Origin of the sequence: Bartonella sp. AP30XZML (assembly GCF_042195945.1) — a bacterium.
GTDB lineage: Bacteria > Pseudomonadota > Alphaproteobacteria > Rhizobiales > Rhizobiaceae > Bartonella.
The window spans coordinates 1-10,586 of sequence record NZ_JBHIPJ010000098.1; the positions used below are offsets into that span (position 1 = coordinate 1).

A 10,586-nucleotide genomic window follows, 5' to 3' on the forward strand; every position below is an offset into this window, starting at 1 on the left:
GGATTTTAAATACAGCGCACGAGATGAAGCAGGTGCAGCCAATGGCTTAGAAACAGATGTGGGGGACGACCAAAAAGCCGCTGCTGATGCACGAGAACCGGAAGAGATTGATGATGATGAAAACTTTATCCATATGGATGACAATGACAGAGCACCATCATCATCTGAATCAGAAAAAGCAGAAACAACACCTGAGAAAGAAGAAGAAGACAAAGAGAAGAAAGGCGGTGTTCTCGCAACCTATCATGATATCCGCAGTGGTGAAAAAAAAGAAGTCAAAGTTGGTAATCCGCCGTTTCATGAACTCAAATATACCTACCATAACCAATCAGAGGCTGTTGCGGCCATTGCTGCTTATCGCAATAAATCATCACGCGGTAAGTCTTCTTTCTCATGTGATATCGGTGGTGATCCCTTTGTGCAAGCAGAAGCAAAGCTTGTTCAGGAGCCCCCTTTCCGCCCCTATATTCCAGCAGAATGGCGCATCAAGAGTGTTAAGCACAAACTTGATAAAACGGGCGGTTACACCACAAAAATAGAGTGCGAACTTTTTGATGAAGCCCAAGAAGACACAGCTGGAAACGTTGCAAACACAACACCAGACAAGGATGATACCCTTGATCCAAACGCCCCACCGGACGCATGTGACGAAGGCGAAGGCGTCATCCATATGGATGAAGAGGATAGATAAACAAAGCTATTTTATGATGATAAAAAGAAATACTATTTTTATTTTACTATTCCTAAAAATACAGCCAAACAGCGTTCAATTTCCACCATTTTATCTACATGAATGAAGCCAAAAACTGGACTAACTTTTTCACATCTTACTGTCATAATCTTATCAATCATTACTTGCGAAGGCTTTTGCAAACCATTTTTAGCATTTGGTTGAATCGTAATGCGGAGTAATGGTGCATCAACAAGTGTACTTGTAATTGGTAAAACCGTCATGCTGGTATGTTCACTGAATTGATTAGCTTGAATGATCAATGCGGGTCTTGGTTTACCAAAATCACCTTGTATCGCTATTGTTACCAGAGAACCACGCATCAGTCTGTCCAACCATCAACATCCATTAAAGATTGGTCCATAAACAACTGCATAGATGTATCTGTTTTATCCATTTTTGCGACTAAACGACATTGGCGACGACACTCTTCTGCAAAATTTGGCTGGCGTGTATCTGGAACCCAAATCTGCATTAAGCGCAAACCTGCTTTTCTTTGCGCATTGCGATGTTTTTGAACCCGTTCATTAACGTGCATTGTAGCCATAACAAAATCTCCATTATGTTTCATGTAACGTATAACATAGAAAAAAGTTACATGAAACGAAATTTTTAATAAAGAGGATATATAAGTCAAATAAGCAAAAATGCAAAAAATCTCGAAAGCAACTTGACATTGTAGCGACAATATGAATAATCGAATCAGGTGCCTAAGAAACACCTTAAAACAACTAGCGGATTGGTTGCCGAAATAACTCGTTTTCCGCAATTTAAAAGCTTTGACTCATTGTATGCTACATGCATATAATAATATTGTCGGGTGTGGTTATGCCATATAATACCCTTTCGGGGAAAGCATAACGACGGGCTAGTTGCCGTGTTTCTTAGCGCCCGGCACTCTTTTTGAGTGTCATTAAGAAACCTCTAACAACTAGGAGTTCATTATGAACACACTTATAGAAATATCAGAACAGGTCATTGATCAGGAAACTGTGCAAACTGTTAACGCACGTGAATTGCATACGTTTTTGGCAATAGGAAAACGTTTTGCTACTTGGATTACGAACCGCATTAATCAGTATAAATTTGAAGAGGGAAAGGACTATATTTTAACGCTTCCCAAAATTGGGAAACGTAAAAATGTTATAAGTAAAGAATATCATCTCACCCTAGACATGGCGAAAGAGCTCTCAATGGTTGAACGCAATGAAAAAGGCAGACAGGCTCGACGCTACTTTATTGAATGTGAAAAGAAACTAAAAAGTCAATTTGTTGATTATGATGATATACGTTTTGCTTTCCCAAAAGATTGGGATAAAATGTCTCCAACTAAAAAGGCTGTTTACATTTATGGACCTCTCCATATGCATCTTGTTAAAGCCTTTACGTTGGTAGAAGAGAGCAAACATTATAAAGCTTTAATCAAAGAAGCAAAACAAGTCTTAGAAAGATCTGTAGTGAAAACCGCTTAAGTAAAAAATATGCCTCCCCTCCCCATCTTTAAAGGTGGGGACTGAACACTAAAGTTACACGTGTGAAACTGGTCGTTCAAGAGGCTGTACAGCCAAACGAAACCCCATGGTACGCAGTAAAGCATTCAAGCTACGGAACTCTGGATTGCCTTTTTCTGAAAGGGTACGGTAAAGTTGTGTTGGGTTCAAGTTGGCTGCTTTAGCTACAGCTTGAACACCACCATAAGCTTTGGCCATTTGGCGTAGAGTTACAAGCAGCTCACCCTGATCACCATCTGCTAGGATTGCATCAAGGGTAGCTGCTGCCAACTCAGGGTCATCACGGAATATTTCTGCCATTGCATCATCATGGTTACGGTCTTTCATTTTTGCACTCCTTTAATCTTTACGGTTTTGCCAATCACGCCAGCAAGCACATGCACGAGTGATATCAGTCTCTTGTGTTTTTTTGCTGCCACCGCATAATAGCAACAATACGGTCTTTCCAGATTGGACATAATAAACTCGGTAGCCAGGACCAACATTAATACGCAATTCATGAACACCCTCACGAAGCGGCTTGAAATCGCCAAAGTTCCCCTGCTCTAAACGATTAAGGCGGCGAATAATTGCAGTTTTAGCCTGCATATCACGGAGCTTTCGCAGCCAATCAGCTATCAAGTCTTTGCCATCAGAAGTAAGGTAGTGACGTATTTCAAACATGATGTATATTCGTTTATAAACGAATATTTGTCAAGAGAGAAATTAAAAGTTGAGAAAAAATCTTCTTTTATTCCAATGAAAAAACGACATGAAGCTTAACCAAGCTATCTTTCCGAATGAGAACGATGTCAATTTTTTTAATCCAGCTCTGCTTTTTGCGGAGCTTTTTTTATGGAGAAGCATATGCGAAAAATATCATCAGAAGGACTAGCACTTATCAAACAATGGGAAGGTTTGCGTTTAAACGCCAATAAAGATGCCATTGGGGTATGGACAATAGGTTATGGACATACAAACAGTGCTGGAAAGCCTTTTATTTACGAAGGCATGACAATCACTGAAAAGCAAGCAGAAGAATTTCTTTGCCAAGATTTAAGACAATTTGAAAATGCCGTTGAACGCGCTGTTACAGTTTCATTAACGGATGAACAATTCGCGGCGTTAGTGTCCTTTTGCTATAATGTAGGAACAGGAGCCTTTTGTAACTCGACACTGTTAAAAAAGCTTAATAGTGGTGAATATGAAGCTGTCCCTGCAGAGCTACAGAAATGGACCAAAGCAGGCGGGAAGCGTCTTCAAGGTCTCGCACACCGGCGTGCGGCAGAAACAGGGTTATGGGCAAAAGGGGCTTATGTTTCCTCCAATTATCAAACAGTAGAAACGCAAGCACCAACGGGATTTTTCAAAGCAGAAGCTCTTGCACCGATTATTGGCTCTTTTTCAGGTCTTGGCGGTTTGTTAGCAGGCAATGGACCCATCCAATGGGCTTTGGCAACCATCATGGTTTTAGCTGCATGTGCTGGTATTTTCTTTGTTGCTAAACGCTTTCAGGAGCACCGCCTATGATCTTATGGATGAAAAGAAATCTGATGGTAACAGGTGCGGCTTTAGCCGCTTTTTTTATTGCCTTAGCTAGAGCCTTTACTCTTGGGAAAAAAGCAGCGCAACAAAAGCAAACAGAAAAAGCTTTAAAAGCAGCCACAACACGGCTGGAGGTGGAAAATGAAGTTAATCAAAAAAGTGATACAGATGTGCGTACTGCTCTCTCTAGCTGGTTGCGTGACAAATAAATACACTTCTTCTTGCATTGGTTGGTCTCCAATTTATCTGGAGCAGCAAGACCTAAACACCATCAGTTCGAACCTAGCAAGAGAGATCCTAAAGCATAACAAGCAAGGTGAACGCGTGTGTGGGTGGAAACATGGCTAGAAAAAAAACACAAGACGATACAGAGCTTACAGAAGCAGAAAAAGAAATCCTTCAAGAAATCATCATGACCTACAAAAGTGTAAAAGTGATGTCTCGTTATACGAAATGGATTGTACTCATTATACTCTTATTAGCGCTTGATTTTTCACGTATTATGGATGCGTTTGTAAGTATTTTTACACAAAAACCAAATATCCGACTCTAAACATACTCTGAGATGTGCGAAAATCTTTAGAAAATGGTTTCTTAATTTTGCTCGTCTCATGGAGGTGATAGATAATGTCATTGCACATTTAAAACTGTTATTTTCACAGAATTGGACATATCAAATTTCTCGTCAAAATAACTAAAAAAACACTGCAGAGGTAATTGTAAAAATTCTATCCTGTTATAAATGAAGCCCACTGTTCCAAGAGAACATGTCGCTGTTCTAAAAAATCCGTTCGCATATAAGCTTTTGTCACTGAACTCCCAACTGAATGGGCAAGAACAGTTTCGGCAATCTCAAATGGTGTTGACGTTGTCTCTGCTATCCAGTCCCGTAAGCTTGAACGAAAACCATGGGGACGATAGGTTAAGCCGCAAATTGTCATATATTTTGCCATGGTGGCATCAGAAATGGGGTTGCCTCTAAGACCAGAAAAGAGAAAACCATTCTTTTCAAAGGGGAGAGTTTTTTCAATAACTCTCAAAGCTTCATCACTTAGTGGCACGCGAAAGTCTGAAACTTTCCCTACAATACCTTTCATGTTTTCTTTTGGTATAGTCCATATCTTTTTATCAATTTGTTCAAGGCGCAAATAGCGCAATGGATATGACCGTGCTCCCGTCAAAATGAGTAACTTCAGTGCTAAATTTGAAAGGATCTTATCATCCAAGCTTTGATAAAATGCCGGAACCTCTTGCCATGGCATAGCAGGAATATTTGTTGATGTCGCACGTGGTTTTCCTAAAAGAGCGCGTGCCTTCATACAAGCCTGTAGATCAACATCTAAACCAAGAGCCGCAGCATATTTCAAGCAAATATTGATACGGTTAAGTGCTTTTCGCGCTGTATCTGCTTTTTCATGCCAAAGGGGTGAGAGAACATTGCGAATAATATTGGCTGTTAATTTTTCTATAGGTAAATTACCTATGTGTGGAATCACGTGCAACTCTAGTGGAGAAAACCAGCGCCCTTTTTTTCCTTCATTTTTTAACTCAGCTTTTTTACTTTCAAAAGCTGCCTGCGCAATTTCTTTAAACATATTGCTTTGCTGTTTTAAAATGGTTTGTTCTCGAAAGACAATAGGATCATTGCCTTCTTTAAGAATATCACTATAGTATCTTACAAGTTCTCGTGCTTCTTTTAAAGAAAGTCTTGCGACAGGACCAAGCCCCATTTCACGGCGCTTATTGTGATGTGTATAGCGAAAGAACCAAGAGCGTGTATTGTCTTTTCGAACATTCAACCATAACCCCGCCCCATCGCAATATTTACCTTGAGAAGCAGACTTGACAAGCAATGCTGATAACCTATGAATCCCCCTCACTTAATTTCCCTTCTCGTCCACCTTTTCACACATTGCCCGTCCACCTTTTTGGGTCCACCTTTTAGACCACCTTAATTTTTTGATTTGAGATTTTTTCTTTAATTCTTAATTTTTTTATTGGAACATAAAAAATTATAGACATCAATAGCTCTTGCACATATTTATACGGCTTGATTCTTGTTGCTAAAGCCCTGTCTGCCTCTTTTGGGCACCATGCTCTTTTTTATCCAAAATAATTTATTGATTTTCCATATATTTTGTACAGTGAGGGACGCGTAAATAAAAGTGAGGGAATAGGATTTTTCAACCTATCTCTATAGGACGCCTCTTTTTTTGCAAACTTTCTCAAGAAGGTCTTTTAATTCTGCTAAGTTTTGTTGTGAAAAATTCTCTAAATTTCTAACAAACTCACCAACAGCTTCACGCCTCAACGGATCAGAAGTCTTGATTGTAAAAGTTTTGCGACAAGCATAGGCTGCTTTTCTTAAGAGTAAAGCCTTCTCTTGATAAACCATAAAGCTCTATGATCTTTTCCTCCAGTCCTACAGGAACAGATTTTTTGCCAATCTCGACAGAAGATAAAAATCCTACAGATATGTCTAATTTCTTAGCCATATCTAAGAGGCGTTCGGAGTGATCAATGCGCAAAATTCCGCGCAAATTCACCATTACTAGCATCACCGGACCAATCGCCTCCTCCCAACATAACATTTACGTCTACACGTAAACTGCTTCCTTGTTCCCCTGTATGCCATTTCGTCACGGGATAACAACCAGACAAAAATTGCCACACATAACCGCAACCATCCTCACAACCGATATACGAAATCATACGACGATTTTCTGTATCAACGTGTCCTCCAGACGTTTTGGGAGAAGGCGCTTTATTGCCTATAATACTGGTTCCCGAATTGATTCCATACATGCAAGACGCGGAACTCATCACTCGTCAAAAATCTCTTATTAACAGACGAAAAATCCACGTGATGGTCAGAATAGCTACGATTGGTTGTAATCGGAACACCATAGGCAGACTTCGTATTTTCATCTGTCCCTGATTGAAGATAAATATCAACCCAAATATTCTTCCACGGATCGTAAACCATTCCCTCTGGATCACTCCTCGGATAGTGATTTAAACACCAAACAGAATCAGGGAGAATATCCCCCGCTTGATAACCCGATAACGGATGATCTTCAAAGAAATTGTTATTTCTATGGATTCGACTAGTGTCCAAGGATATTATGATATACGGGGGGCGAATAAATTTGATCGCGTGTGGAAAAACATTGAAACAGTTAAGAATCTTCAACCTCTGCAAAGTATAGGAATAAGAGCGACAGTTACCAAAGAGATTCTAGAAAATATTATTAATTTTATCGATTTTTGTATAAGCAAAGATGTCGATTATATCGGATTCAGCCCGCTCGATACGTCGTCATTTAGTTTTTCTAGAAAAAATAATACAAAGGATCGATCTAAGGCTTTAAGAAACAAAACTCTTCCGCCAAACGCTTCACTTTTTCATTTGAGAGATGAATTATCAAGGAAAGAATCCCCCCTCCAGATTTATATAGATAAAAAGTTCCAAGAAAGGAAAATCTCATGGACGTCACAAAATTTTGTAAATTGTATTAATTATTACTTAGGCGAGAATTCTACGTACGTTTCGTCGCCGTTAATGTGTTTATTTCCATTTTCATCCTTGGTATTGGACTATAATGGAGATTTAAAAAATTGCTTTTATTCAGAAGCTTTTGGGAATCTACAAAATTATGGGGCAATAGATTGGTCTGCTCAAAGCGTTTTAAAATCTTTGAAAGAATCTGGCGCATGTAGCGGATGTCATGGGAAGGTGTTTTGTGGATAAGGTTAAGCAATTTAAGATTTATAGTGTTAGCAAGTCTACTGCTCTAGTGGTTGCTGTTTTACCACTTTTTTTGTCGGAAAAATTGCATTTGTCGCAAGCGGATATTGTTTTAATCGGTAGTTATTTTTTATTGCTTCCTTTGATCTTAGAAGTCCCCTTGGGTTTATTATCAGATGTTTATGGAAGTAAGCGCGTTATTTATACTGGGCTGTTTTTCTTTCTTTGCGGTTTTTTAGCTCTTTTTATGAATTATGCATATTTTGCTTACGCCACTTATTTGTTGTGTATTACATTAGCAGCCGCTTGTTTCTCAGGTGCGGAAGATAGTTTACTCTTTTCTGTAGTACCAAAGCATCGCACACTGTTTTCCGTTAAGTCCGAAGTGGCTGCTGTTACCTATAGTGTGACAACGGTACTTATTTTTTTAGGAGGAATACTTTATTATGTGCATCCTGCATTGCCTGTGATTTTTCAAGTCCTTTCATTAATTTTTGCTATTTTTATGTTTTCAAAACTGACGAAGGGATTAGATAGTTTTCATATCAACGCTCATCCGAGTATTTTCACAGTTATGTGCGCCAGCCGTAAAGAAGTCAAAAATCCTTATCGCTTCACTCTTATTTTTTTAAGTGCAGTTTCAGCTTTTGCTATTTTGGTTAATAATCGAACTGTTTCTATCGCATTTTCTGATTTTTTGCCATTTCAACCTGCTATTTTGGTTTCGATTATTTTTATCATTGGGAATTTTTTTTCAGCAAGTTCCAATATATTGTTTCAGAAGTATTTTTCAAAGTTTCAAAATCCTATTTTTCCCGTCTTAATGATTGGTTGTATGGTAACCATTGCTTTTTTTCTCATGTCATTTCAAATCATTGCGGCTCTTATATTAGGATTTTTACTGCTATGTGTTTTTAAATCTGCTTATCGATCTTATCTGTCGTCTCTTCTTATAAATTCACTGCTTGATCCCAAAGCTATCGCGACTGTTTTATCATTTACAGCCATTATTACAGCTGTTGTATCCTTTGCATTCAGTTTTTTATACGGTCATATTTTTTCAACATTCTGGCAAGCTAATTTGTGGTTGGCAGTGGTTATGGCTGTGATTTTTGGGGTGTCTGCTTTAATTATTTTTGTCAGAAAACAAGAAATCATTTGGTTACAGCCTGAAAATGCACAATCGTCAAAACAACATTTCTTGAAACGCAAGCATCAAGAATTTTGCTATGGGCAAATTTATCCGGAAGCATCGTGCATTAATGAAAACATCAAGGATGGCTCTTTTCGACAAAGTCTCTATCCTGCACCAAATTTGATAACACTTTGCGATGAAGTAGTCGAATGGGAGTTTATCCGGGGTACTGTATTGAGTCAAATGGATTTGCTACATCAAAAGGCGATTATTGATCAAATCAATAAGATCTTTCAAGATCGATTAAGCAAAAATATAATCTTATCACATGGAGATTTACATCCTGATAATATCATTGTTACTCCTGATAGTTCTTTTATGGTAGTGGATTGGGATTTATGTCAAGAAGCCAGTCCGGAATTGGATATCTTAACATTTTTCACCAGTCCAAGATTATCTCTCAATTTAGAAGAACGGATAGACTATATTTCTCATTTGCTGTCTATATCAAAGGATGAAGCTTTACCAATGATAAAAGCGTTTGTGGCTAAAAAAATTTCTGATCTTTGTCTATACCAAAATATTTTCATGAAACAATTAGTATTGGATTATATGAACTTGAATAAGGAATTTCATGGGCGATAATATTGTAATTTGTAATGAAAATTGCAGTGCGAGCTGCAATCATTGTCCGTATTCGATGGAATGTATGGTGAGAGATGACGCGTTGCCTGAATTTTTATATACAATAAATGACATAAAATCTGATTTTATTATTCTTTCTGGTGGAGAGCCTTTTGAGTTCGATTATGATTTACTTCATAAATATACTTGTATGTGTCTCATTTGTAAAAAATATTTTCGGATTGCAACAGGGGGCACATCTATATTCAACCATATTTGAAGCTATTAAAGAGTAATCCGTTCTTTTTAGGGATACAAATAGGCACAGATGTTATTTCAGAGATAAGAAATCTAGACAGTAAAAAATATAAACAAACGTGGGTGCGTAACATAGAATGTATGAAAAAAGATAGCGTACCATATAGTGTGACGATTACTTTATCGGAGAGATTCGATTTGGCAGAAGTGTTAGCTCTAATACGTATCGCTACTCCCGAGTTCATTTTATTTAATTTTGAAAATAGAAAAAAGTATGAGAATACATTTCAGTTAAATATGATACGGGATTTTTTTTCTGGCTGTGAGATAAAATATGGATATACGCATCAGAGTTTACACCAATAAATATAAACTATCGGATTCTTTTCACAGTTCTTCTGGTGTATTAGTTGAAAAAACAGAACTGATAATTTTATTTACTACTCAGGATAAAGTTATTTCGCCCTTTGCTATGGAGTTGCCATTGTCACCTAGTCACGGAGAAATGCCGGACGATTTTATAAAATCTATAAATGAACGATACAAGATATTGATTTATAATGATAATCTAGCTCTGTTCATATTGAATTAGACGCCCGAATAACGTAGGATTCTCTCATTTCAAATCTGTTTATCTTGAATCAATCAAAACCACTTGCTTGCACGTCACAAGCGGGGTTGATGTGTGGGTAAAAATTGTACAAGAAAGGAGTAAAAATGGTTCTTATGAATCGTCTTAATGCAAGGGCTGTCGCAACTTTGGGAGCTGGTAAATATAATGATGGTGCCGGCTTGCTTCTTCACAAACGTAAAGATGGAGGTGCTCAATGGATTTATCGTTATACCATTCACGGTCGGCGCCGTGAAATGGGCTTGGGTGCTTTAAGAGATGTTTCTTTAAAACAAGCCCGTGAATGTGCAATGCAATGGCGTGCTGTTTTACGTGAAGGGCGTGACCCTATTAAAGAACGTAATAAACAAAAGCGTGAGGCAATAAGCAATCTCCATTACTTAAAAGATATTGCACTAGATACTTTTGAAACTCGTAAAGCTGAA

At 38.0% G+C, this 10,586-nt stretch carries 14 protein-coding genes and 2 pseudogenes; 8 read left to right on the plus strand and 8 right to left on the minus strand.

What is annotated here, in order from left to right:
• Nucleotides 1-691, plus strand: a pseudogene (locus ACFIL2_RS06630) (late control protein); the annotation flags it as partial.
• Between the two features lie 38 nt (nucleotides 692-729).
• Here ACFIL2_RS06630 and ACFIL2_RS06635 read toward each other — a convergent pair.
• Entirely contained in the window at nucleotides 730-1,053 is a 324-nt protein-coding gene (locus ACFIL2_RS06635) for a type II toxin-antitoxin system PemK/MazF family toxin (protein ID WP_375680531.1), read from the minus strand.
• A complete protein-coding gene (locus tag ACFIL2_RS06640) occupies nucleotides 1,053-1,277 on the minus strand; it encodes an antitoxin MazE family protein (protein ID WP_375680532.1) in 225 nt (74 codons plus the stop codon). Before ACFIL2_RS06640 ends, ACFIL2_RS06635 begins: the two co-directional genes overlap by 1 nt.
• A gap of 397 nt (nucleotides 1,278-1,674) precedes the next feature.
• On the opposite strand from ACFIL2_RS06640, the gene ACFIL2_RS06645 reads away from it, so the two are divergent.
• Nucleotides 1,675-2,202, plus strand: coding sequence for an antA/AntB antirepressor family protein (locus tag ACFIL2_RS06645; protein WP_375681715.1), 528 nt, complete (start codon nucleotides 1,675-1,677; stop codon nucleotides 2,200-2,202).
• A gap of 54 nt (nucleotides 2,203-2,256) precedes the next feature.
• Here ACFIL2_RS06645 and ACFIL2_RS06650 read toward each other — a convergent pair whose 3' ends face one another.
• Nucleotides 2,257-2,568 (minus strand): addiction module antidote protein, encoded by a 312-nt coding sequence (locus tag ACFIL2_RS06650; RefSeq protein ID WP_330168525.1) that lies wholly within the window; start codon nucleotides 2,566-2,568, stop codon nucleotides 2,257-2,259.
• Nucleotides 2,569-2,580: 12 nt separating this feature from the next.
• Nucleotides 2,581-2,904 carry a type II toxin-antitoxin system RelE/ParE family toxin gene (locus ACFIL2_RS06655; RefSeq protein ID WP_375680534.1) on the minus strand — a complete coding sequence of 108 codons (324 nt, stop codon included), beginning with the start codon at nucleotides 2,902-2,904 and terminating at the stop codon, nucleotides 2,581-2,583.
• 183 nt (nucleotides 2,905-3,087) lie between these two features.
• Between ACFIL2_RS06655 and ACFIL2_RS06660 the strand changes: the two genes are divergently transcribed.
• The 3 genes from ACFIL2_RS06660 to ACFIL2_RS06670 all read left to right on the plus strand — a co-directional run bounded on the left by ACFIL2_RS06660 (nucleotide 3,088) and on the right by ACFIL2_RS06670 (nucleotide 4,318).
• Complete coding sequence (locus tag ACFIL2_RS06660; RefSeq protein ID WP_375680535.1) at nucleotides 3,088-3,750, plus strand: lysozyme; 663 nt, start codon at nucleotides 3,088-3,090, stop codon at nucleotides 3,748-3,750.
• The gene (locus tag ACFIL2_RS06665; protein WP_375680536.1) at nucleotides 3,747-3,974 is read left to right on the plus strand and encodes a hypothetical protein; all 228 of its coding nucleotides are present in this window, start codon (nucleotides 3,747-3,749) and stop codon (nucleotides 3,972-3,974) included. Before ACFIL2_RS06660 ends, ACFIL2_RS06665 begins: the two co-directional genes overlap by 4 nt.
• 131 nt (nucleotides 3,975-4,105) lie before the next feature.
• Nucleotides 4,106-4,318: a hypothetical protein gene (locus ACFIL2_RS06670; RefSeq protein ID WP_375620805.1), complete on the plus strand. Its 213-nt coding sequence runs from the start codon at nucleotides 4,106-4,108 to the stop codon at nucleotides 4,316-4,318.
• A 175-nt stretch (nucleotides 4,319-4,493) separates the two neighbouring features.
• On the opposite strand, the gene ACFIL2_RS06675 is transcribed toward ACFIL2_RS06670, so the two are convergent.
• From ACFIL2_RS06675 to ACFIL2_RS06690, 4 genes and pseudogenes are all read right to left on the minus strand, one after another.
• Complete coding sequence (locus ACFIL2_RS06675; RefSeq protein ID WP_375680538.1) at nucleotides 4,494-5,645, minus strand: tyrosine-type recombinase/integrase; 1,152 nt, start codon at nucleotides 5,643-5,645, stop codon at nucleotides 4,494-4,496.
• Between the two features lie 314 nt (nucleotides 5,646-5,959).
• Nucleotides 5,960-6,323 (minus strand): annotated as a pseudogene (locus ACFIL2_RS06680) (XRE family transcriptional regulator).
• Nucleotides 6,283-6,570, minus strand: coding sequence for a hypothetical protein (locus ACFIL2_RS06685; protein WP_375677136.1), 288 nt, complete (start codon nucleotides 6,568-6,570; stop codon nucleotides 6,283-6,285). The pseudogene ACFIL2_RS06680 and the gene ACFIL2_RS06685 overlap by 41 nt, the downstream one beginning before the upstream one ends.
• On the minus strand, nucleotides 6,530-6,883 hold the full coding sequence (locus ACFIL2_RS06690) for a hypothetical protein (protein WP_375681716.1): 354 nt from the start codon (nucleotides 6,881-6,883) through the stop codon (nucleotides 6,530-6,532). The genes ACFIL2_RS06685 and ACFIL2_RS06690 overlap by 41 nt, the downstream gene beginning before the upstream one ends.
• On the opposite strand from ACFIL2_RS06690, the gene ACFIL2_RS06695 reads away from it, so the two are divergent.
• The 3 genes from ACFIL2_RS06695 to ACFIL2_RS06705 all read left to right on the plus strand — a co-directional run.
• Nucleotides 6,863-7,516, plus strand: coding sequence for a hypothetical protein (locus ACFIL2_RS06695; protein ID WP_375634351.1), 654 nt, complete (start codon nucleotides 6,863-6,865; stop codon nucleotides 7,514-7,516). The genes ACFIL2_RS06690 and ACFIL2_RS06695 overlap by 21 nt on opposite strands.
• Entirely contained in the window at nucleotides 7,509-9,293 is a 1,785-nt protein-coding gene (locus ACFIL2_RS06700; protein ID WP_375634353.1) for an MFS transporter, read from the plus strand. The genes ACFIL2_RS06695 and ACFIL2_RS06700 overlap by 8 nt, the downstream gene beginning before the upstream one ends.
• A 954-nt stretch (nucleotides 9,294-10,247) precedes the next feature.
• Nucleotides 10,248-10,586: Arm DNA-binding domain-containing protein (locus ACFIL2_RS06705; RefSeq protein WP_375680539.1), on the plus strand; the 339-nt coding region annotated here is incomplete at its 3' end.

Bases quoted from the DNA above. Each gene is read 5' to 3' on its own strand.
- ACFIL2_RS06635 (WP_375680531.1), bottom strand. From the start codon at position 1,053: ATGCGTGGTTCTCTGGTAACAATAGCGATACAAGGTGATTTTGGTAAA.
- ACFIL2_RS06640 (WP_375680532.1), bottom strand. From the start codon at position 1,277: ATGGCTACAATGCACGTTAATGAACGGGTTCAAAAACATCGCAATGCG.
- ACFIL2_RS06645 (WP_375681715.1), top strand. From the start codon at position 1,675: ATGAACACACTTATAGAAATATCAGAACAGGTCATTGATCAGGAAACT.
- ACFIL2_RS06650 (WP_330168525.1), bottom strand. From the start codon at position 2,568: ATGAAAGACCGTAACCATGATGATGCAATGGCAGAAATATTCCGTGAT.
- ACFIL2_RS06655 (WP_375680534.1), bottom strand. From the start codon at position 2,904: ATGTTTGAAATACGTCACTACCTTACTTCTGATGGCAAAGACTTGATA.
- ACFIL2_RS06660 (WP_375680535.1), top strand. From the start codon at position 3,088: ATGCGAAAAATATCATCAGAAGGACTAGCACTTATCAAACAATGGGAA.
- ACFIL2_RS06665 (WP_375680536.1), top strand. From the start codon at position 3,747: ATGATCTTATGGATGAAAAGAAATCTGATGGTAACAGGTGCGGCTTTA.
- ACFIL2_RS06670 (WP_375620805.1), top strand. From the start codon at position 4,106: ATGGCTAGAAAAAAAACACAAGACGATACAGAGCTTACAGAAGCAGAA.
- ACFIL2_RS06685 (WP_375677136.1), bottom strand. From the start codon at position 6,570: ATGTATGGAATCAATTCGGGAACCAGTATTATAGGCAATAAAGCGCCT.
- ACFIL2_RS06695 (WP_375634351.1), top strand. From the start codon at position 6,863: ATGGATTCGACTAGTGTCCAAGGATATTATGATATACGGGGGGCGAAT.